Raw genomic sequence first — 20492 nt, forward strand, 5'->3', positions numbered from 1 at the left:
ATTCTCAGATTGAACGAAATGGACAAAAATCGGGCAAAAAAGCAGTCATTCGGATAACAAAAAACCGTTCATGTCGACATGAACGGTTTCTCTGGCAAACAGCGGCTTCCCTGTTCAGGAAGCCGCCCGCGGGCAATTCAATTATTCTCTTCTTCCGTCGGCCAGTCGCGGATATAGGCCTTGAGCATCTTGTTCTCGAAACCTTGCGCATCCAACACCGCCTTGGCAACGTCGTAAAATGACATCACGCCCAGCAGCGTCTTGGCGTCCATCACCGGCACATAGCGCGCATGTTTTTCGAGCATGATACGGCGCACTTCGTTGAGGTCGGTGTCGGGAGTGACGGTGATCGGGTGGTCGTCCATGTGCTTGCGCACGGTGTTGGGGCCGACCGAACCATTGTTGTCCTGCAGGGTTTTGAGGACTTCGCGGAAGGTCAGCATGCCGACCAACTCGCCGAATTCCATGACGACCAAGGAGCCAATGTCTTTCTCGGCCATCGCATCTACGGCATCCGCGATCGGCGTGTCAGGGGTCACGGTGAAGAGAATGTTGCCTTTGACTTTAAGAATTTCAGAGACTTTCATGGTGTCATCCTTAAGTTATTGTAGCCACAGAGCGCAAGGCTCCTGTCTGGAATGTAGCCCAAGCGAAGGCAAAAATCCACAAACAATGGCGGTATCTGCATGGTACGGGCTTTAGGGGCGTTTCGGCAACCGCAAACCGATGCCGGAAATGAAATTTTTTCATTGATTCCGCGATGGGCGAGGTCTACCCTGAAATCACCAGAACACAAGGAGACCAGCATGCCAACAGTTCTGCCTCACAAAAAATACGCCAGCTTCGAAGAGTTCTATCCCACCTACCTGAGCGAACATGCCAATCGCACCTGCCGCCAGTTGCATTTCACCGGTTCGACACTGGCTCTGCTGTGCCTGGCGCTTTTGCTGCTGACGCACAATTTCTGGTGGCTCGCGGCCGCAGTGGCGTGCGGCTACGGTTTCGCCTGGATCGGCCACTTCCGGTTCGAGAAGAACCAGCCGGCGACGTTTCGCCAGCCGCTCTATTCATTCATAGGCGACTGGGTCATGTACTGGCAGATGCTGACCGGGCAGATTTCGTTCTGACCGGAGCGCCCGCCTAACGGTTGACGATAATGCCGACCGATGTCACCTCGCGCAGGTCCGGCGCGTACACGCCTTCGGAGAAATAGGACGCCAGCGTCTGGTCGAGCGCCAGGGAAACGGTGCTTTCGACCCGGTTGACCAGTTCCTGATCCTCGTTCGCAAGCATGGCGGCGTCGAAGACGAACAAGCGATAAACGTCGACCAGCTTCAGGAACTCGGGATTGATCAGCAACGTCCAGCGGTCCAGCCCGTCCGCCAGGCGCTTGTTCCAGGCCGACTTCTTCGGCGCGTCGCCCTTGAGCGAACCGACCCAGCCGGCGTCGAGCATCTTCTGCAACAGGTTTTGCAACTCTTCCAGCCCCAGGTGCGTGCGTGCGCGCAGCAGGCCGACATCGACCGTCGCCGATTCGCCGTTGGCGCGCGCCTCGTGCAGGATCTTGAGCACTTTCATTGCATCAATGAATTCGCTGCCCGGCGACGCCACATGCCACCAGCGCTCATAGCGCACGATCGGCAAGGCCGCCGTCAGCAAGGCTCCGACCAAGGTGATCATCCACACCATGTAGATCCACAACAGGAAAATCGGCAATGCCGCCACCGCACCGTACACCATCGTATAGGTCGGAAATTTCATGATGTAGGCGGCGAACAGGCGCTTGGAAATTTCCACCGCCACGCCGGCCAGCAAGCCGCCCCAGAGAGCGTCGCGCCAGTCCACCCATTGATTCGGTACCGCAATATAAAGCAGCGTGAACGCGCCGGTGGTAAGCAGCACCGAGATCAACGTATAGAAACTGGCGCCGATCAGCGGCACGCTGGTGACCACGCCGTTGGTGGCCGAAAAGAGGTAGGACGTGACGCTGATGGACACGCCGATCAGCAGCGGCCCCAGGGTGATGATGGCCCAATACACCAGGATGCGCTGCAACAAAGGCCGCGATTTCTTCACGCGCCAAATCTGGTTGAACACGCGATCGATGGTCGCCATCGTCATCACCGAAGTCAGGATCAGCGCGACGCCGCCGACCGCCGACAGCCGCGCCGACTTCGAGGAGAACTGGTTCAGGTAGCCGAGGATGGTGTTGGCCACGCCCTTGGGCATCAGGTTCTGGACGAAATACGCCTCCAGCGCCGAGCGGAAAGTGCTGAACAGCGGAAACGCCGTGAAGATCGCCAGCGCGATCGTCAGCATCGGCACCAACGACAGGATGGTGGTAAACGTCAGGCTGCCCGCCACTTGCGGCAGACGATCGTCATTGAGCCGTTTGACGGCGAAACGGAACAAATCGCGCAACTGTGTACGAGACAAGCCCTGCATGGGTTTCAGAAAAGTAAGCAAGATGAAGCAATCAAAATCACGGTGGCTACGGAAGACCGCGTTCCCGCGCGCAAGGTTCCGCTCAGGTAAATGCGAGCAGTAAAACACGTGCGATGGACAAATAAAGGCTCCTATAATACCAACATGGAGAACATAACTAATATAACGATACTGGTCCTTTACTATTCCCGGCATGGCTCCACTCGCAAACTGGCCGAGCTGATCGCCCAGGGAGTGGAAAGCGTGCAAGGCTGCGATGCGCGCCTGCGTACAGTACCGGCGGTGTCCACCGTGACCGAAGCCGTCGAACCCGATGTGCCGGCCGAAGGCGCGCCGTATGTCGAACCGGCGGACCTCGAACAATGCGCCGGTCTCGCCTTGGGTTCGCCGACCCGCTTCGGCAACATGGCCTCGGCCATGAAATATTTCTGGGACGGCACCGCGCCGCAGTGGCTGTCCGGCGCCCTAGCCGGCAAACCGGCCTGCGTCTTCACCTCCACCGGCAGCATGCATGGCGGCCAGGAGTCGACGCTGTTGTCGATGATGATTCCTTTGCTGCACCACGGCATGCTGGTCATGGGCCTGCCCTATACCCAACCTGAGCTGATGAGCACCAGCACCGGCGGCACGCCTTACGGCGCCAGCCACTGGGCCGGCGTCAACGGCGACCAGGCGATTTCCGACGACACGCGCGCGCTGGCGGTGGCATTGGGCCGCCGCCTTGCGCACAACGCCATCAAACTGCAAGGTGATTAAATGAGCCCATTTCGCCTCCGCTTCTTTCATCTGGGCGCCGCCGTCAGCCTGGTCGCGCTGATCATCCTTTGCGTCGCCTGGGAACTCGTGCTGGCGCCCTTGCGTCCGGGCGGCTCGTGGATGGTGCTCAAGGTGATTCCCTTGCTGTTCCCGCTGCGCGGCGTGCTCAAACGCGACGTCTACACCATGCAATGGTCGTCGATGCTGATCCTGCTGTACTTCGCCGAAGGCATCGTGCGCGCCACCAGCGACCGCGTGCCGACCTCCATCACGCTGGGCTGGGTGGAAGTGGGCATCAGTTGCGCGTATTTCCTGTGCGCGATCCTCTATCTGCGCCCGTACAAAAAGGCAGCCAAGGAAATCGCCCGTCAAGCAATACAAAAAGCCTCGCAGTAATCCTTTTCAAGGTTTTCCATGACCGACTTCCTGCAAGCCTGCCGCGTCGCCATCGGCGCCGCCCATGTCCTGACGGACGATACCGACACCGCCGGTTACCTGACCGACCAGCGCGGACGCTACACCGGCAAGGCGCTGGCCGTGCTCAAACCAGGCACCACCGAGGAAGTCGCCGCCATCGTCAGACTGTGCAGCGAGCATCGCGTGCCGATCGTCCCGCAAGGCGGCAACACCGGCCTGGTCCTGGGCAGCGTGCCTGACGCCAGCGGCAAGGCCGTGCTGCTGTCGCTGACGCGCCTGAACCGCATCCGCGCCATTGATCCCATCAACAACACCATGACGGTGGAGGCCGGCTGCATCCTGCAACACATCCAGCAAGCCGCTGCGACGGCGCAACGTCTCTTCCCGCTGTCGCTGGCGGCCGAAGGCAGTTGCACCATCGGCGGCAATCTGTCGACCAATGCTGGCGGCACCGGCGTCCTGCGCTACGGCAATACGCGCGAACTCTGCCTGGGCGTCGAAGTCGTCACCGCACAGGGCGAGATCATGAGCAGCCTGCGCGGCCTGCGCAAGGACAATACCGGCTACGATCTGCGCAACCTGTTCATCGGCGCCGAAGGCACGCTGGGCATCATCACCGCCGCCGTACTCAAATTGTTCCCGCAGCCGAAAGCGCAGGTCACGGCGCTGACGGCGCTGCGCACGCCCGACCATGCACTACGCCTGCTCAATCTGGCACAGACGCATTGCGGCGCGGCGCTGACCGGTTTCGAACTGATGTCCGATTTTTGCCTGCAACTGGTCGCCAAACACTTTCCGCCGCACCGCGCACCGTTCAGCAAAAACCACGCCCACTACGTGCTGCTGGAATTGTCGGACAGCGAATCCGAAGCGCATGCCTCGGAAATGTTCGAAGCCGTCATCGGCACGGCGCTGGAACAGGAACTGATCGACGATGCAGCGATTGCAACTTCGATAGCCCAGTCAAAATCGCTGTGGCAATTGCGCGAACTTATTTCGATGGCGCAAGCGCACGAAGGCAAAAACATCAAGCACGACATTTCCATCCCGATCTCGCGCATCGGCGAATTCATTCGCGTCACCGACGTGCTGGTGCAGCAGACATCGCCCGGCTGCCGCATGGTCACCTTCGGCCATCTGGGCGACGGCAACCTGCATTACAACGTCTCGCCGCCGGTGGACGTGAAGGACACCGACTTCATCAACCAGCAAGCGGCCATCAACCGTACGGTACACGACAGCGTCGACAGATTCGGCGGCTCGATCTCGGCGGAACATGGGCTCGGCGCCCTCAAACGCGAAGAAATCCTGCGTTATAAATCGCCGGTAGAACTCCGGCTCATGCACGCCATCAAACAAGCCCTGGATCCTCACTCGCTGATGAATCCAGGCAAAGTTCTCTGACTGCCGCAGGCAAAACCCAAGCTCGCTGAGCGCACCTCTTCCGCATTCCCGGTGGCGGCAGTCCGATCCTGCCATTCTTCCGGGAGATTGATTGCATGATGCGTTGCGCGTTACTGATTTACCCTCTTCTGTTGCTGTCGACGACACCCGCGTGGGCCATATTCAAGTGCGAAGCCAATGGCCAGGTGACCTATAGCGATATCGCCTGCGCTGACGGCAAGCCGCTTGATGTGTACGACAATCGCGGCTTCAGCAAACCGGAGCAAAACCTGCCGGACAAAGACGGCACACAATCGCGACGCCTGGAGAATACACTGGCGAAAGAAGAACAGCGCCGCGCCCGGCTGAGGCAGCGTGCGCAGAAGGACGACGAACGTCGCCAATTGGCAGCAGACAAACGAAGGAAGAAATGCACGCTGCTGGCGCAACGCAAGAAATGGTCGGAAGACGACCAGCGCGTAGCCGATGTCAAATCCCAGGAGAAAGCGCGCCGCAAGATGCAGCGCGCCACCGAACGTTATCTGGCCGAATGCCCGGCGTAAGAACTGCTTCAAAAAAAGCCGTCGCCAACAAAGGCGACGGCCGCTCCCCACTCCCCTATTTACTCCAGACGCGGTGCCGGATTGATGTCTATCGTGCGCCGCGAAGTCGTTGCTGCGGGTCCTGCAAGGCCCGCGGTATTGCCGATGTTGAAGACGCTGACCAGTTGCGCCAGCTTGCCGGCCTGTTCCTGCAGCGATTGCGCAGCGGCGGCGGCCTGCTCGACCAGCGCGGCGTTTTGCTGCGTGCTTTCGTCCATTTGCGTGATAGCGCGATTGACTTCTTCGATGCCGGTGCTTTGCTCCTGGCTGGCCGAACTGATCTCACCGACGATATCGGTGACGCGTTTGACGCTGGCGACGACCTCCTCCATCGTCGATCCGGCCTGCTCCACCAGCTTGCTGCCGGTGCCGACTTTTTCCACCGAATCGTCGATCAGCGATTTGATCTCCTTGGCAGCAGCCGCGGAACGCTGCGCGAGGCTGCGCACTTCGCTTGCCACCACGGCGAAACCGCGGCCCTGCTCGCCGGCACGCGCGGCTTCCACTGCTGCATTCAATGCGAGGATATTGGTCTGGAAGGCGATGCCGTCGATCACACTGATGATGTCGACGATTTTCTTCGACGAGTCGTTGATCGAACCCATGGTAGAGATCACCTTGCCGACCACGCTGCCGCCCTGCATTGCCACTTCCGACGCTGACACAGCCAACTGATTGGCCTGGCGCGCATTGTCGGCATTCTGCTTGACGGTCGAGGTCAGTTCTTCCATCGCTGAAGCGGTTTCTTCCAGCGAACCGGCCTGCTGCTCGGTGCGCGACGACAAGTCGAGGTTGCCGCTGGCGATCTGACTGGATGCGGTGGCGATGGTATCGGTGCCGGTGCGCACATTGCTGACGATGCCGCGCAGGCTGTTGTTCATGTCTTGCAAGGCCTGCAGCAACTGACCTGCTTCGTCCTTGCTGCTGACGGTGATTTCCACCGACAGGTCGCCCTCGGCGACGCGGCGCGAAATCCCGACGGCGGTATTCAACGGCCGCGTGATGCCGGTGGTCAGATACCAGGCGCACATGATGCCCAATGCCAGCATCAGCACCTCCAGCACGATCAGCAGATTGGCGCTCTGCGCAGCGATTTCGGCGATATGGCTATTGAGTTCGTCGATCTTCTTGCGTTGCAGTTGCAACAAACTCTCCACCTGCTCCTGATAGAGTTTCGAAGCCGGCAGATAATCCTTTTCCAGCGCTGCGGCGATCATGGCGGGATCGGGATTGGGTTCGGCCTTGGCTTTGTAGATCACGTCGCGCGTCGACAAATAGACTTTGCGCTGCGCCATGATCTTGTCGTAGAGCTGCTTTTCTTCATCACTGGCGAGCAGTTCGGCAATTTTCTTTTGCAGCTCGCTCGAAATACGTGTCGCTTCTTCGGTTTCCGGTCTGAAGAACGCCGACAGGGAGGGATCGGTGCTCTTGGCAACCGCCGTAGTGCGGCGAATGCCGGCATAAGTGTAGCGATACCAGTCGCCGATCATGCGCTCCTTGGCCAGCGGTATGTCCATCATGGCCTGGGTGGCCTGCGCGACGCTCTGCAAACGCCAGACGCCGATTGCCGCAATGACGGCAGAGAGTGCCAGAATGGCTGCAAAGCCCAAACCGAGCCGTTTGCCGATCTTCATATTTCCGATGATGTTCATTTCCCCTCCAAGCTTTCCATTAAAAAAAGAGCAATGGTGTAATTGTTATAACTGATGTGATTGGTACCTACTCGTTATATTGCCTTTGCAGTTTGAATTTGAATACGCTGAACAGCGATCAACTGCCCTCTCTGTTCATGGCTTGCGTGCCGACGTTGACGCCCGGCAATAGCACACCCCGTATGGGTTGCGTGATTATCGTTCTCATTGGATGAGAGGAATTCGGAGGAGCAAGTTTCCTCCGCGAACAAGATATTGCCGCGAGGAATTTTTCCAGGAACAGCAGACCATCGTGAGAAGCGGTTAACATCCCGAGATGAAAATATAAAATCGATATCCCTTGCGAATGAATCATGCGGGCTCGCCGAGGCCAGGCAAGCACGAGGAACCTGAACACGGTGAACGTCGCATGCAGTAACAAATACAACGTCGAATTGAAGCAACCTTACGCAAGGAAAGTCATTCCGTCACGTCAACATCCGCTCCCCCTGATTCCTCATCTATCGACAAAATGACAACAATGCCCAGCATGCTCACACCAAACCGATTGTCCGCCCAGAAGCGAGCCTCACCCCTGATCCGTGGATGTATTGCAACCGGCGCGATAGTGTTTATGCAGAATGCAAGCGCCGGCATCTCCCTGCTGCAGCCGCCCAAGCTGGTCGACGGCAACAAGCCGTTCACCCTGACCTTGCTGGTCAGCGAGGATGAACAGGTCTCGCACACTTACGCGCTTCCCGACAACCTGGTGGTGGCAGCTTCCGCCGATATGACGCCGCCGGTGCAATTGCACCTGGAGCGAGATCCGAATGCCGCCGGCGAGATCACACTGCAACGCGGAGAGTTCCGCAAGATCAACTACAGTGCGACCTTGCCTGACTACCTGCGCGGCGTCGTGCGCATCGAAACCGTGGGCATCGACGCCTCGCCGGTGCTGGTGGCGGTGATTCGTCCGAAAAACGGCGAGATGCCGCTGGCCTCGGCCGAAGGCGTGGCCCTAGCGGGCGCCGCCACACCAGCCGCCTCCGTCATTACGCCGGGGACCAGCGCGGATCCGGTCGGCGCCGCACCGGCGGCGGCCGACCTGATCAACATTCCGCGATTGTCGTTTCACGAACCCATGTATTTCGCCGCCGGCAATAGCAGCAGCAACGGCAACAATCGCAACGCAAAATTCCAGTTGAGTTTCAAATTCCATATCTTCCGGCCTGAAGACATGCGTTCGCGCGGCCTGATCGACAATCTCTACTTCGGCTATACGCAATTTTCGCTGTGGGACCTGGGAAGCCCCTCGGAACCCTTTCGCGACACAAACTACCGTCCCAGCGTGTTCTATTACCTGCCCGACCTCGGCATCCGCAACAGCTTCCTGAGCCGCGTATCGATCGCAACCGGCCTGGAGCATGAATCGAACGGACGCGACGGCGCGGAATCACGCAGCCTGAATATTTTCTTCGCCGAACCGACTTTCATTTTCGGCAACCTCAACGATTACCAGTTGCGCATCTCGCCCAAGGTCTACACTTATCTTGGCCCGATGTTCGACAATCCCGATCTCGGCCAGTACCGCGGCCATGCCGACCTCAAACTGGCGGTCGGCAAACCGGACGGCGTTGAATTTTCGACGACGTTGCGCAAGGGCACGCGCAGCAATGCCGGCAGCGTCGATTCGATGCTGTCGTATCCGCTGGCGAAGCTGATTCCGGGCACGGCCGGTTATTTGATGGCGAGCTATTTCTACGGCTACGGCGAGAGCTTGCTGACCTACAACCAGAAGCAGACGCCGCAGTTCCGCATCGGCTACAGCCTCTGGCGCTAGCTTGCCGCCAAAGGCCGTGCCGACGACAAGCTATGGAGGGGCTCAGGCTGCCGGCGTGCGCATCGTGACAAACTCCTCGGCGGAGGTCGGATGGATGCCGATGGTGGCGTCGAATTGCGCCTTGGTGGCGCCGCATTGCAGGGCCACCGCAAATCCCTGGATAATCTCCCCGGCGTCGGCGCCCACCATGTGCACGCCGAGCACGCGGTCGCTTTGCGCATCCACCACCAGTTTCATGAAGGTGCGTTCGGCGTTGCCGCTGAGCGTGTGCTTGAGCGCCTTGAACTCCGACTTGAAGAGGCGCACGTCGGCGAATTTCTTGCGAGCATCCTCTTCGCTGAGACCGACTGTGCCGACATTGGGATGGCTGAAGACTGCCGTCGGAATATTGTCGTAAGAGAGCGAGCGTTCGCCGTTGTGGAACAGGCGCGCCGCCACGACCATCCCTTCAGCCAGCGCCACGGGGGTCAATGCGATACGGTCGATGACATCGCCGATCGCATGGATGGACTGCACGCTGGAAGTGAAATTGCCGTCGACCTTCACCGCCCCCTTGTCCGTCAAGGTCACGCCGGCCCTGTCCAGTCCAAGTCCGGCGGTATTGGCATGGCGGCCGGTGGCGAACAGCACGCAATCGGCGTCGAGCGTCTTACCGTCGCTGAGCCTGACGTGCTTGACGCGCGAGCCGGCGCCGCCCGCTTCGATCGCTTCGATATTGTTTTCAAACAGGATGCTCATGCCCTTCTTGCGCATTTCTTCCGCCAGGAACACGCCCAGCTCGCTGTCCATGCCGCGCAGCAGATGCTTGCCGCGATACACCAGCGTCACTTCGCTGCCGAGGCCGTTGAGGATGGAAGCCAGCTCGACGGCGATATAGCCGCCGCCCAGCACCACGGTCCGTCCGGGCAAGGCGTCCAGATGAAAGAAATCGTCGGAAACGATGCCCAATTCCTTGCCGGGAATCGCCGGTACCGACGGCCTGCCGCCCGTGGCGACCAGAATATGCGCCGCGGTGTAACGCTTGCCGTTGACGCTGACCGTGTGCGCGTCTTCAATCGTCGCATAGCCTTCAATGATATCGACCCTGGCGCCGTCCAGTATCTTGCGATAGATGCCGTTGAGTCGCGCGATTTCCTTGTCCTTGCTGGCAATCAGCGCCGCCCAGTCGAACCTGCTGTCGCCGACGGTCCAGCCGAAACCGGCGGCGTCGACGAAATCTTCATGGAAATGCGCGCTATAGGACATCAGTTTCTTCGGAATACAGCCGACGTTGACGCAGGTGCCGCCGAGGTCCTTGCTTTCGGCAATCGCCACGCGCGCGCCGTACTGTGCGGCGAACCGGCTGGCCCGCACGCCGCCGGAACCGCCGCCGATAGTGAACAGGTCGTAATCGTATTGGCTCATGTTTTCCTCTATCGTTTATTCAGGGCCCGCGTCACCAGCAACACCGGGATCAGTCCGACCAGCACGATGCTCAGTGCCGGCAGCGCCGCCTCACCGAGACGCTCGTCGCGCGCCAGATTGTGCGCGATGACCGCCAGCGTATCGGTATTGAAAGGACGCAGCAGCAGCGTCGCCGGCAACTCCTTGACCACGTCGACAAACACCATCAGCGCCGCCGTCGCCAGCGAACGCCACAGCAGCGGCATGTGCAGCTTTTGCACGATGCGGCCGCGCGACGTTCCCATGGTACGCGCTGCTTCATCGAAACTCATCGGAATGCGCGTATAACCTGCTTCCACCGACTGCACCGCAACGGCTGTAAAGCGTACCAGATACGCGTAGATCACGCCGAGCGCGGTGGCCGTCAGCCACACTCCCGCGGCAGCACCCGGCCATACGCTTTGCAACCAAGCAAGCGGCAGCAGGATGCCGACCGCCACCACCGAACCGGGAATCGCATAACCCATCGCCGCAATGCGCGCGACCGTGCGCAAGAACAGCGATTTGAAGCGCGGCAAGCCGCTGGCGCGCTGAGCGAAACACAAGGCCAGCGCCAGCATCACCGCAATCGCAGCGGCCATGCCGCCGAAGCGGAAGCTGTTCCAGGTCCAGCCGGCATAGCGCACCAGATTGGTCGCCATCGACAGCTCACTGTCGCGCCACATCAGTTGCAGCAGGATCAGCACCGGCAACACGAAACCAAGCACGATGGGCACGGCGCACACCAGCCACGCCAATACCTGCCGTGCGCCGCGCAACCGCGGCAAGCGCAATTCGGCGCCGTCTCCGCCGCTGACGCGATTGCCGCGCACGCTGGAAAACCGCATACGCTGCTGCTCGCGACGCTCCAGCCACAACAGCACAGCAACGAACAGCAACAACAGTGAGGCGTACTGGGCGGCGGCGATGCGGTCGTCCATCACCATCCAGGCCTTGTAGATGCCGGTGGCGAATGTCGTCAAGCCGAAGTAGGCGCTGACGCCGTAATCAGCGAGCGTCTCCTTCAACGCCAACGCCGCACCCGCCATCAGCGCCGGGCGCGCCAGCGGCAGCGCCACTCTGCGGATGCGCTCTCCCGGAGGCGTGCCGAGCAGGCGCGCCGCTTCCATCAAGTGCGCACCGCGTTCGCTCAGGGCATTGCGCGCCAGCAGATAAGCGTAGGGATACAGCGTGAATATGAACAAGAAGATCGCACCCGACAAGCTACGCACATCGAATCGAAAACCGGGCCACAGCGCACGCAGACTGCTCTGCACGACGCCGCCGTATTGCAGGAAATCGGTGTAGGCATAGGCCGACACATATGCCGGCATCGCCATCGGCAGCAACAGCGCCCAAGAGAAAAACCGCTTGCCGCGAAACTCGAACAAACTGATCGCCACCGCCGTCGCCGCGCCGACCACGACTACCCCCAGCGTGACGAACAACGCCAGCCATCCGGAGGTCGCCAGGTAGCCCGGCAGCACCGTCTGCATCTGCTGCCGCAAGGCGTCAATGGCCGCCGCGTCGAGATGCAGCCATGCGCCGGCGATGCCGAGGACGGGCAAGGAAATCAGGAAAGCGATCAGGCCGATGAAATACATAAAGTCGCGATGAAAGTGTGCCTTGCGTATTCTGGGCATGAACGTCAATGCGCTACACTTGGCTTAGAGCCGCCGGCAGCGTAATGCCGTTCAGTCAAGTTTAAAAAAACCTCACCGCATTGTCAGTCCATCACAACCGTCGTCCTGACGAAAGTCAGGACCCAGTGTCGTATCGGACATCTTCACGACACTGGGTCCCAGCGTGCGCTGGGACGACGGTTGGAGAAACAGGCCTGACTGAACGGCGTTGTTTCCTCGTCGTATGTCTGCACTGTCTGCGGCGGCGTTCTGTTAGTGGTTCCTATTGGAAAACGAGTAAATGCGTGACGAATTGTAGCGGCAAGTGTTGCCGTGCAACGATTCAGGACACGCTTCAAGACGCAAAGAAAAAGGACAAGAATGTTTTTGCAAGTCGATCAGGTCAGTATCAGCTATCCGCGCGCCGCCGCGCCGGCGGTGCAATCGGTATCGTTCCGGCTTCGCCCCGGCGAACTTGGCGTGCTGATCGGCCCGTCCGGCAGCGGCAAGACCACGCTACTGCGCGCCATTGCCGGCCTGGAACATCCGCAGCACGGCCGTATCCTGCTCGACCAGCAAGTCCTCGACGGCCCCGGCGTGCGCATCGCGGCAGAACAGCGCCGCATCGGCATGGTGTTCCAGGACTTCGCGTTGTTCCCGCACCTGTGCATTGAAGACAACGTCGGCTTCGGCTTGCGCGACGCCGGCAAACAGGAGCGTCGCCGACGCGTGCAGGAAATGCTGGTGCTGGTCGGTCTCGAAGGCATGCAAGAAAAATTCCCTCATCAGCTATCCGGCGGCCAGCAGCAACGCGTGGCGCTGGCCCGTGCGCTGGCGCCGCAACCGCGTCTGCTCTTGCTGGACGAGCCGTTCTCGAGCCTCGACGTCGAACTGCGCGAACGCCTGGCAGAAGACGTGCGCCGCATTCTCAAGCAGGCAAACATCACCGCGCTGATGGTCACGCACGACCAGATGGAAGCCTTCGCCGTCGGAGACGTCATCGGCGTCATGCAACACGGCCGGCTGGAACAATGGGACCAGCCCTACGCGCTCTACCATCGTCCCGGCACCCGCTTCGTCGCTGACTTCATCGGCCACGGCATGTTTGTACCGGGCATCCTGGTGCGCAACCGGGATAGCGACGACGGCGCCTTCATCATGGAAACGCCACTCGGCAATCTGCATGACGCCGACGCCTATGCGGCCGCAGGCTGGATCGCCGCAGCACAACATCGTCATGGACAAACGTTCGACGTGCTGCTGCGCTCGGACGACATCGTGCATGACGACGCATCCCCGTTCAAGGCGCGTATCGTACGCAAATCCTTCCGCGGCGCCGACTTCCTCTACACCCTGCAACTCGACGACGGCGTCCAGGTGCTGTCGCTGGTCCCTTCGCATCACGATCATGCTATCGGCGAATGGATAGGCATACGTCTCGACGTCAGCCACGTCGTCGCCTTTCCTCGCCAAGATGCGGCCTGAAAAAAAGCACCGGCGGCGCAAGGCCGACCGGTGCTTTTCCTGTCTTCAGGGATCGCCCGCTTTTTATTTGTAGCCGGCGCGATCCAGCATCTGCAGCACCTTCTGCTGATTGCGTCCGGTTGCGGCGACGTCAATCACTTCCGCCTTGAACGGTCCCAATGTGTCGAGCGCGGCGTTGCCGGTCTTCACGCTCTTGACCGCCGGCCACTCGTTATTGCCCTCGGCGAAATAGCGCTGGGCGTCGTCGCCCGACAGGTACTCGAGAAATTTCACCGCATCGGCCTTGTGCGGCGCATTCTTTGCCACGCCGGCGCCTGCGATGTTGACATGCGCACCATAGGTCTTCTGATTGGGCCAGACCACGCCGACCTTGCTGACCACGGCGATGTCTTCCGGCTTGGTCGACTTCATCAGACGCGCAACGTAATAGGAATTGGAAATCGCCACGCCGCATTCGCCCGACGCCACCGCCTTGATCTGGTCGGTGTCGCCACCCACCGGCGAGCGCGCCATGTTGGCGACCATGCCCTTCAGGATGGCTTCGGTTTTCGCCTCTCCCACGTGTTCATAGAGCGCGCCGAACAGCGAGACGTTGTAAGGATGGGAGCCGGAACGCGTGCACAGCTTGCCTTTATTCTTCGGATCGGCCAGCGCCTCATAGGTATCGACGTCTTCCGGTTTGACATTTTGCTTGTTGTAGACGATCACGCGGGCGCGTGTCGAGAAACCGAACCACTGCGAACCCCGGCCGTCGTCCTTGCCGCGCAAATTGGCGGGAATACGCGATTCCAGCACCGCGGACTTCACCGGCTGGAACAAGCCCTCGTTCTCGCCGCGCCACAGGCGGGCCGCGTCGACCAGCAGGATCACGTCGGCCGGACTTGCCGCACCTTCGCTTTTGAGACGAGCCAGAATACCGGCATCGTCGGCATCGACACGGTTGATCCTGACGCCGGTAGCCTTGGTGAAATTGTCATACAAGGCTTCATCGGTCTGATAGTGGCGCGCAGAATACAGGTTGATCACCTTTTCCTGAGCCGACACGCCAACCGACGTTGTCGCCAGCACCACACCTGCAACAAAAGTACGTAAAAACATGGACTTATCCCTTTATGCCAATTGATCAGTCTGCTTTCCGCGCACCCGCGCCGCTCGTCCGAAAACCTCGGAATAAGTACAGCGCACGACCGGAAAGACGGCCAACTATAGCATTAATGAGAATAATTCCTGTTTTAAATTCAGTATTTTGTCAGGATTGAAAGTTTTAAAAATGCGAGATAAGAACCCGGCGAGAACCCCGCCGTCAACGGCTTACTCGCATTTTCAACATGTCCCTACCGGCCAACGCGCCCCCCTGCTGCACCGATATGCTCAGGCGCGAGCTTTCGACAGCACGACCAGCCAGCGGCGGAACAGGAGGACTTCGAGGTGGCCGGGCTCCAGGCCGGCGCTGCATTCGATCACGGGATTGACGCGGTAGCGGCGCACGTACGAATCGCGGCAGACGAACATTTCGCGGCGGCCGAAGCGCAGGCTGAAAGAAGACGGGCTAGAAGATTCCAGACCAAAGCGAGCGCCTGAAGTGAGATCCAAGTGTGTCATGGCAGTGGTTCCTATCTCTGTTGAAGAGATTCCACTGTATCACAACAACTGTATAAATAAACAGTAGTTTTTGACCTCGTTGTTTTTTGAGCGATTTTTGATATTTTTCGATTTTCGCCCGAATGCGGACGATTGTACCCGCTTCAGGACGGCATGCGTCAAGCCCCGCTTTCCAGCCGGCTGCGCACAAAGCCGATGTGCTCGCGCAGGACGTAAAACTGGTCGGCGAACGCCAGCGGCATCTTCATGCGATTGACCGACGCCTCGATGTCGTCGAGTTGTTTGAGCATCTGCACCTGCTCCTCCGGCGTGTGCGTGATGACGCCGCGCTCCAGCGCGATCAGCGCGCCATACCACTTGTAGATGCGCGAACGGATGCGCCAGCCGTACAACAGCGGCACCAGCTTGACGCCGGGGATCAGCAGCAGGACGATCGGCAGCACGATCACCATGGTGCGATCCACCAGGCTGGCGAGCCAGAACGGCAAGGTGCGATAGAAGAAACTCTTGCCCGACTTGTAATAGCGCTCTGCATCGTCGCTGATCGGATACTCATGCGCCAGCGGCGCCGGGAATTCGCCGGCTTTCTGCAACACGCTGGCCTTGCCGTGCACCTCGCGCGCGGCCTCGATCAGCAGGTCGGACAGGGCCGGATGCAGGTCGTCGCGCGCAATCAGCTCGGTGGTCGGCGCAATCAGGCGGATCGTGCGGTCCGGCAGGTTGCGGCGGAAATCGAATACGCCGGCCGGCAAACTCAATTCATTGAGATAGCTGAAGCGGCGCGTGTAAGCCGCTGCCTGCGAAAAATCCAGCAGGCGTATGCCGGGCGTGCGCAGCAGCTTGCCCATGGTTGCCGGCGCAGCCGATTCCCCCATCAGGAAGGCCGCATCGATCTTGCCCTTGGCCAGTTGCTGCGCCGCCTCGTCGCCGCCCATGTCGAGCAGTCTGGTGGAACCGCCCGGCTCGATGCCGCTGGCCTTGAGCAGGGTCAGCGCCAACACGCGCGAACCGCTGCCCGGAACGCCGACGGCGATGCTCTTGCCGGTCAGCTCCGACAGCCGGGAAAACACTTTGTCGCCGCGATAAAACACCGATACCGGCGAATACGACACGCTGCCGAGCGACACCAGATTGTCGATATTGACGCCGTTCGCCACGCCGCCTTGCACGAAGCCGACATCCACCTCGCCGTCCGGATCGGTCAGCTTGCGCAGGTTGTCGAGCGAACCCTCCGACGGCACCAGCTTCAGCGTCACGCCGTCGCGCGCGAGGATCGCCTTGTATTTCTCGGCGGTGGTCCAGAAACTGCTGTTCTGCGGTCCGGTCGCAATGGTGATGACCTTGGGCGGCGCCGGGTGGATCAGCCAGATCGCCAGCCAGACGCCAACGACGATCAGCAGCAGCATCGGGCCGAAACTGACCGCAAGGTCGCGCCACGAAATGGCGACGAAACGCGCCTTCATGGCGCTCACGGCGTGTTTGCGCGGGGAGGTTTTTTTTTCCATGCGGGCTATTCTACCGCCCTCCTCCCCGCCGCCGGCGAAAACGGCTCAATACGTTTTGTAAGGCAGGAACTTGCCGCTCAGCACCACATTGACGCGGTCGCCGTTCGGGTCGGCCTGGCGCTGGATGTCCATCTTGAAATCGATGGCGCTCATGATGCCGTCGCCGAATTCCTCGTGGATCAGTTCCTTGATGGTGCTGCCGTAGACGCTGACGATTTCGTACCAGCGATAGATCAACGGATCGGTCGGCACCGGCGTCGGCAGCGAACCCTTGTACGGCACGATCTGCAGCCACAGCGTTTCTTCATCGCTCAGGCCGAACAATTCCTGCGTCACGGCGGCCTGCCTGGCGGTCAGCGTCATCTGGCCGAGCATGGCGGCGGTCGTCCATTCCTTGCTCTGGCCGATGCTTTCGGCGATCTTGGCCCAGGTCAGCTTGTTCCTGACCTTGGCGGCGATGATTTTCTGGGTAACGAGGTTGCGATCCATGAAGTTCTCCTTGCGATAAATAATGAAAGAATCAGGCAGCCGCCTGAGGAAAATTGTCTGAAGCCTGTACCGGCACTCCCTCGTCCAGCCCCGGCGTCACCACACGCGTCGCGGCGTCTTCGGCGCCGGCCTCCTGAATCCGGCGCGAACGATGCACCAGGAAATCGACCAGATGGTTGCGGATGCGGTAGAACTGCGGATCGTGATGCATGCTTTCACGCGTGCGCGTCTTCGGCATGGTATTGACCACCACTTCGGCAATGCGTGCGCGCGGACCGTTGGACATCAAAAAAATCTTGTCGGCCAGCAGGATCGCTTCGTCGACGTCGTGCGTGATCATGAATACGGTCTGGCGCGTGGCGCCGCAGATCTTCAGCAACTCATCCTGCACCACGCCGCGCGTCAGGGCATCGAGCGCGCCGAAGGGCTCATCCATCAGCAACATCTTCGGCTCGATGGAAAACGCCCGCGCGATGCCGACGCGCTGCTTCATGCCGCCCGACAGCTCGGACGGCTTCTTGCTTTCCGCGCCTTTGAGCCCGACCATCTCGATAAAACGGCGCGCATGCGCTTCGGCCTTGTCGCGCGGCCAGTCCGGCCAGCGCGAGCGCACCGCGAACACGACGTTGCCGAGCACGCTGAACCACGGCATCAGCGCATGGCTCTGGAACACCACGCCGCGGTCCAGGCTCGGGCCTTTGACTTCGCGCCGGTCCATGATCACCACGCCGCCCGATGGCGCTTCCAGTCCGGCCAGCACATTCAGGATGGTGGTCTTGCCGCAGCCCGAGTGGCCGATGATGCAGACGAACTCGCCCTTGTCGATGCTGAACGACACCTTGTCGAACACCGGCAAGCCATCATCGGTGTAACGCTTGTTGAGGTTTTCAACTGTCAGAAATGCTTTGTCCATGTGTCCGCCTTACTCTGCTTATTCCGTGTAGGTAACCAGTTTTTGCAGACGCGCAAACACCAGATCCAGCACCATGCCGGTCGCGCCGATCACCAGGATCGCGAAGATCACGCTGGTCAGCGACAGGTTGTTCCATTCATTCCAGACGAAGTAGCCGATGCCGGTGCCGCCGACCAGCATCTCGGCCGCGACGATCACCAGCCAGGCAATGCCCATCGAGATGCGCATGCCCGTCAAAATCGTCGGCGCAGCGGCGGGCAGGATCACCAGGAAGGCCTTGCGCAACGGTTTGACCTCCAGCGTCTTGGCGACATTGAGCCAGTCGCGCCGCACCGAAGCCACGCCGAATGCGGTGTTCATCAGCATCGGCCATACCGAGCAAATGAAGATCACGAAAATCCCCGAGATCGACGAATCCTTGATCGTGTACAAGGCCAGCGGCATCCACGCCAGCGGCGAGATCGGCTTGAGGATCTGGATGAAAGGATTCAGCGCACGCTGCATCAGCGGCGACATGCCCAGCAAAAATCCCAGCGGAATCGCCACCACTGCCGCAATCGCAAACCCCAGTCCGACGCGCGCCAGCGAATACCCTAGCTGGATGCCGATGCCCTTATCGTTGGGACCGTTGTCGTAAAACGGATCAGCCAGTTCCTTGCGCATGGTCTCGCCCATCTGCGCCAGCCCTGGAAAGCCGCTGGTTTTGACCGGCGTACCGCTGTTCTTGCCCATCAGTTTGGCGTACTCGTCATCGGCTGCCGACGACGAGGCGCCGGCTTCGATGCGAGCGCTTTCCTTCGGCGCCGTCGCCAGATGCCAGACCAGCAGCAGGCAACCGAACAGCGCCAGCGAGATCAGCGCCGCGCGCCAGCCGAGTTGCGCCGCCGGCTTCATCAGGCGGTCCTCTTGATGGCGAAACTGTTGACGTAGGCGTCGGCCTTGGCCGGGTCGAACTCCTTGCCCATGATCTTGTACTTGCGATAGGCGCCGTCCGGCACCTGCTGGCCGAGTTCCTTCATGTACTTCTTGGCGTCGGTCAGCAGCAGCACGCGCTCGGCGATGCCCTTGTAATCGACGTCGCCTTTGACGTAACCCCAACGCTTCATCTGACTCAGTATCCACACCGCCATCGAATCCCACGGCACCGGATCGAAGTCGGCGCGGCCCGGCACGTTCCTGACGTTGCCCAGACCGTCGGCAAAGCGGCCGGTCAGCACCTGCTCGACGACCGTCTCCGGCTGATTCAGATACGCCGCCGGCGAAATCACCTTGGCCACCAGCGAACGATTGGCCGGATCGCGCGCCATGGCGGCGGCGGTCAGCACGGCGCGGAACAAGGCTGCGAAGGTGTTCGGATTCTGCTTGACGAAATCTTCCGACATGCCGAAGGCGCAGCAGGGATGCCCGTCCCAGATTTCCTTCGAGAGGATGTGGATGAAGCCGACCTCGTCATACACCGCACGCTGGTTGAACGGATCGGGGCCGAGGAAGCCGTCGATGTTGCCGGCGCGCAGGTTGGCCACCATTTCCGGCGGCGGCGTGACGCGGATCTGTACGTCGCGGTCCGGATCGAGGCCGTTCTCGGCGAGGTAATAGCGCAGCAGGAAATTGTGCATCGAATACTCGAACGGCACCGCGAACCTGAAGCCCTTCCATTGCCTGGGATCACGCTTGTCCTTGTGCTTGACGTGCAGCGTGATGGCCTGGCCGTTGATATTCTGGATCGTGGCGATGCGCATCTGCACCGGATTGCTGCCCACCCCCATCGACATCGCGATCGGCATCGGCGACAGGAAGTGCGAGGCGTCGTGTTCCTTGTTGATCATCTTGTCGCGGATCAGCGCCCAGCCGGCGGTTTTGTTGAGCGACACGTTGAGGCCCTGCTTGCGATAAAAGCCGAGCGGGTCGGCCATGATCAGCGGTGCGGCGCACGTGATGGCGATGAAACCGATCTTGAGGTCCTTCTTTTCAATCGCGCCGTTCTTCTCCTGCGCCATGGCCTGCAAGGCGCCCAGCGGGAACATGCCGGCGATCGCCGCGCGCGCCGTGTTCACGCCGACCGCGCGCAGGAAGTCCCGGCGCTGCGCCGCCTGCGGGAACAGCGCGCGCATCACCGATTCTTCCACCACGTCGTTGCTCAACTGCTCGGCGTCCTGCGCGCGCGCCTGCAGCAAGCGCTGCTGCTCATCGTCATGGGCAATCTGGTCGGCATGTTTGCCGCAGGAGCAGGTGTTGCCTGCGCGCTCGGCATCGTAAGTGTGGAAGATGGTGCTGTCGATTTCTTTTGGCATGGATTCCCCCGGCGTGATTGAGTTGAAGTAACGACCTCATCACGTGCAAGGGTCTTGCCAGATTGTTTTTCCGCGTCATCGACAGACGA

19 protein-coding genes are annotated in these 20492 nt (G+C 60.4%); 7 read left to right on the forward strand and 12 right to left on the reverse strand.

Annotated features, from left to right (window positions below; genetic code table 11):
• Nucleotides 1-137 precede the first annotated feature (137 nt).
• A complete protein-coding gene (locus RV1423_RS01360) occupies nucleotides 138-587 on the reverse strand; it encodes a CBS domain-containing protein (protein WP_034292269.1) in 450 nt (149 codons plus the stop codon).
• A gap of 219 nt (nucleotides 588-806) precedes the next feature.
• On the opposite strand from RV1423_RS01360, the gene RV1423_RS01365 reads away from it, so the two are divergent.
• Nucleotides 807-1127 (forward strand): DUF962 domain-containing protein, encoded by a 321-nt coding sequence (locus RV1423_RS01365; RefSeq protein WP_034292272.1) that lies wholly within the window; start codon nucleotides 807-809, stop codon nucleotides 1125-1127.
• 13 nt (nucleotides 1128-1140) lie between these two features.
• Here the strand turns inward: RV1423_RS01365 and RV1423_RS01370 are convergent, their stop codons facing one another.
• A complete protein-coding gene (locus tag RV1423_RS01370; protein WP_034292274.1) occupies nucleotides 1141-2445 on the reverse strand; it encodes a YihY family inner membrane protein in 1305 nt (434 codons plus the stop codon).
• Between the two features lie 144 nt (nucleotides 2446-2589).
• Between RV1423_RS01370 and wrbA the strand changes: the two genes are divergently transcribed.
• The 4 genes from wrbA (at nucleotide 2590) to RV1423_RS01390 (ending at nucleotide 5564) form a co-directional block, all read left to right on the forward strand.
• On the forward strand, nucleotides 2590-3201 hold the full coding sequence (wrbA, locus tag RV1423_RS01375) for an NAD(P)H:quinone oxidoreductase (RefSeq protein WP_034292276.1): 612 nt from the start codon (nucleotides 2590-2592) through the stop codon (nucleotides 3199-3201).
• Nucleotides 3202-3597, forward strand: a complete 396-nt coding sequence (locus RV1423_RS01380; RefSeq protein ID WP_034292278.1) for a DUF2069 domain-containing protein — start codon at nucleotides 3202-3204, stop codon at nucleotides 3595-3597. It abuts the gene before it with no gap.
• An 18-nt stretch (nucleotides 3598-3615) separates the two neighbouring features.
• Nucleotides 3616-5022 (forward strand): FAD-binding oxidoreductase, encoded by a 1407-nt coding sequence (locus RV1423_RS01385; RefSeq protein ID WP_034292281.1) that lies wholly within the window; start codon nucleotides 3616-3618, stop codon nucleotides 5020-5022.
• Nucleotides 5023-5117: 95 nt separating this feature from the next.
• The gene (locus RV1423_RS01390; RefSeq protein WP_034292283.1) at nucleotides 5118-5564 is read left to right on the forward strand and encodes a hypothetical protein; all 447 of its coding nucleotides are present in this window, start codon (nucleotides 5118-5120) and stop codon (nucleotides 5562-5564) included.
• A 59-nt stretch (nucleotides 5565-5623) separates the two neighbouring features.
• Here RV1423_RS01390 and RV1423_RS01395 read toward each other — a convergent pair whose 3' ends face one another.
• A complete protein-coding gene (locus RV1423_RS01395) occupies nucleotides 5624-7255 on the reverse strand; it encodes a methyl-accepting chemotaxis protein (protein ID WP_034292285.1) in 1632 nt (543 codons plus the stop codon).
• 520 nt (nucleotides 7256-7775) lie between these two features.
• On the opposite strand from RV1423_RS01395, the gene RV1423_RS01400 reads away from it, so the two are divergent.
• Complete coding sequence (locus RV1423_RS01400; protein WP_034292287.1) at nucleotides 7776-9074, forward strand: phospholipase A; 1299 nt, start codon at nucleotides 7776-7778, stop codon at nucleotides 9072-9074.
• Nucleotides 9075-9116: 42 nt separating this feature from the next.
• Here RV1423_RS01400 and gorA read toward each other — a convergent pair whose 3' ends face one another.
• Both gorA and RV1423_RS01410 read right to left on the reverse strand, forming a co-directional pair.
• Nucleotides 9117-10478 carry a glutathione-disulfide reductase gene (gene gorA / locus RV1423_RS01405; protein WP_034292289.1) on the reverse strand — a complete coding sequence of 454 codons (1362 nt, stop codon included), beginning with the start codon at nucleotides 10476-10478 and terminating at the stop codon, nucleotides 9117-9119.
• An 8-nt stretch (nucleotides 10479-10486) separates the two neighbouring features.
• Complete coding sequence (locus RV1423_RS01410; protein WP_034292290.1) at nucleotides 10487-12100, reverse strand: iron ABC transporter permease; 1614 nt, start codon at nucleotides 12098-12100, stop codon at nucleotides 10487-10489.
• A gap of 399 nt (nucleotides 12101-12499) precedes the next feature.
• On the opposite strand from RV1423_RS01410, the gene RV1423_RS01415 reads away from it, so the two are divergent.
• A complete protein-coding gene (locus tag RV1423_RS01415; protein ID WP_034292293.1) occupies nucleotides 12500-13603 on the forward strand; it encodes an ABC transporter ATP-binding protein in 1104 nt (367 codons plus the stop codon).
• 63 nt (nucleotides 13604-13666) lie between these two features.
• Here the strand turns inward: RV1423_RS01415 and RV1423_RS01420 are convergent, their stop codons facing one another.
• The 7 genes from RV1423_RS01420 to RV1423_RS01450 all read right to left on the reverse strand — a co-directional run bounded on the left by RV1423_RS01420 (nucleotide 13667) and on the right by RV1423_RS01450 (nucleotide 20403).
• Nucleotides 13667-14701: a Fe(3+) ABC transporter substrate-binding protein gene (locus RV1423_RS01420; RefSeq protein ID WP_034292295.1), complete on the reverse strand. Its 1035-nt coding sequence runs from the start codon at nucleotides 14699-14701 to the stop codon at nucleotides 13667-13669.
• A 273-nt stretch (nucleotides 14702-14974) separates the two neighbouring features.
• Nucleotides 14975-15205, reverse strand: a complete 231-nt coding sequence (locus RV1423_RS01425; protein WP_034292298.1) for a hypothetical protein — start codon at nucleotides 15203-15205, stop codon at nucleotides 14975-14977.
• 158 nt (nucleotides 15206-15363) lie between these two features.
• Nucleotides 15364-16710 carry a TAXI family TRAP transporter solute-binding subunit gene (locus RV1423_RS01430; protein ID WP_034292300.1) on the reverse strand — a complete coding sequence of 449 codons (1347 nt, stop codon included), beginning with the start codon at nucleotides 16708-16710 and terminating at the stop codon, nucleotides 15364-15366.
• Between the two features lie 45 nt (nucleotides 16711-16755).
• A complete protein-coding gene (gene cynS, locus RV1423_RS01435; RefSeq protein WP_034292303.1) occupies nucleotides 16756-17199 on the reverse strand; it encodes a cyanase in 444 nt (147 codons plus the stop codon).
• Nucleotides 17200-17230: 31 nt separating this feature from the next.
• Nucleotides 17231-18112, reverse strand: coding sequence for an ABC transporter ATP-binding protein (locus RV1423_RS01440; protein WP_034292306.1), 882 nt, complete (start codon nucleotides 18110-18112; stop codon nucleotides 17231-17233).
• An 18-nt stretch (nucleotides 18113-18130) separates the two neighbouring features.
• Complete coding sequence (gene ntrB, locus RV1423_RS01445; RefSeq protein WP_034292307.1) at nucleotides 18131-19006, reverse strand: nitrate ABC transporter permease; 876 nt, start codon at nucleotides 19004-19006, stop codon at nucleotides 18131-18133.
• A complete protein-coding gene (locus tag RV1423_RS01450; RefSeq protein ID WP_034292310.1) occupies nucleotides 19006-20403 on the reverse strand; it encodes a CmpA/NrtA family ABC transporter substrate-binding protein in 1398 nt (465 codons plus the stop codon). The genes ntrB and RV1423_RS01450 overlap by 1 nt, the downstream gene beginning before the upstream one ends.
• Nucleotides 20404-20492 lie beyond the last annotated feature (89 nt).

Source organism: Herbaspirillum sp. RV1423, from assembly GCF_000577615.1.
GTDB lineage: Bacteria > Pseudomonadota > Gammaproteobacteria > Burkholderiales > Burkholderiaceae_D > Herbaspirillum.

What these genes read in the sequence shown, in the direction of transcription:
- RV1423_RS01360 (WP_034292269.1), bottom strand. Translation starts at nt 587, where the DNA reads ATGAAAGTCTCTGAAATTCTTAAAGTCAAAGGCAACATTCTCTTCACC.
- RV1423_RS01365 (WP_034292272.1), top strand. Translation starts at nt 807, where the DNA reads ATGCCAACAGTTCTGCCTCACAAAAAATACGCCAGCTTCGAAGAGTTC.
- RV1423_RS01370 (WP_034292274.1), bottom strand. Translation starts at nt 2,445, where the DNA reads ATGCAGGGCTTGTCTCGTACACAGTTGCGCGATTTGTTCCGTTTCGCC.
- wrbA (WP_034292276.1), top strand. Translation starts at nt 2,590, where the DNA reads ATGGAGAACATAACTAATATAACGATACTGGTCCTTTACTATTCCCGG.
- RV1423_RS01380 (WP_034292278.1), top strand. Translation starts at nt 3,202, where the DNA reads ATGAGCCCATTTCGCCTCCGCTTCTTTCATCTGGGCGCCGCCGTCAGC.
- RV1423_RS01385 (WP_034292281.1), top strand. Translation starts at nt 3,616, where the DNA reads ATGACCGACTTCCTGCAAGCCTGCCGCGTCGCCATCGGCGCCGCCCAT.
- RV1423_RS01390 (WP_034292283.1), top strand. Translation starts at nt 5,118, where the DNA reads ATGATGCGTTGCGCGTTACTGATTTACCCTCTTCTGTTGCTGTCGACG.
- RV1423_RS01395 (WP_034292285.1), bottom strand. Translation starts at nt 7,255, where the DNA reads ATGAACATCATCGGAAATATGAAGATCGGCAAACGGCTCGGTTTGGGC.
- RV1423_RS01400 (WP_034292287.1), top strand. Translation starts at nt 7,776, where the DNA reads ATGCCCAGCATGCTCACACCAAACCGATTGTCCGCCCAGAAGCGAGCC.
- gorA (WP_034292289.1), bottom strand. Translation starts at nt 10,478, where the DNA reads ATGAGCCAATACGATTACGACCTGTTCACTATCGGCGGCGGTTCCGGC.
- RV1423_RS01410 (WP_034292290.1), bottom strand. Translation starts at nt 12,100, where the DNA reads ATGTATTTCATCGGCCTGATCGCTTTCCTGATTTCCTTGCCCGTCCTC.
- RV1423_RS01415 (WP_034292293.1), top strand. Translation starts at nt 12,500, where the DNA reads ATGTTTTTGCAAGTCGATCAGGTCAGTATCAGCTATCCGCGCGCCGCC.
- RV1423_RS01420 (WP_034292295.1), bottom strand. Translation starts at nt 14,701, where the DNA reads ATGTTTTTACGTACTTTTGTTGCAGGTGTGGTGCTGGCGACAACGTCG.
- RV1423_RS01425 (WP_034292298.1), bottom strand. Translation starts at nt 15,205, where the DNA reads ATGACACACTTGGATCTCACTTCAGGCGCTCGCTTTGGTCTGGAATCT.
- RV1423_RS01430 (WP_034292300.1), bottom strand. Translation starts at nt 16,710, where the DNA reads ATGGAAAAAAAAACCTCCCCGCGCAAACACGCCGTGAGCGCCATGAAG.
- cynS (WP_034292303.1), bottom strand. Translation starts at nt 17,199, where the DNA reads ATGGATCGCAACCTCGTTACCCAGAAAATCATCGCCGCCAAGGTCAGG.
- RV1423_RS01440 (WP_034292306.1), bottom strand. Translation starts at nt 18,112, where the DNA reads ATGGACAAAGCATTTCTGACAGTTGAAAACCTCAACAAGCGTTACACC.
- ntrB (WP_034292307.1), bottom strand. Translation starts at nt 19,006, where the DNA reads ATGAAGCCGGCGGCGCAACTCGGCTGGCGCGCGGCGCTGATCTCGCTG.
- RV1423_RS01450 (WP_034292310.1), bottom strand. Translation starts at nt 20,403, where the DNA reads ATGCCAAAAGAAATCGACAGCACCATCTTCCACACTTACGATGCCGAG.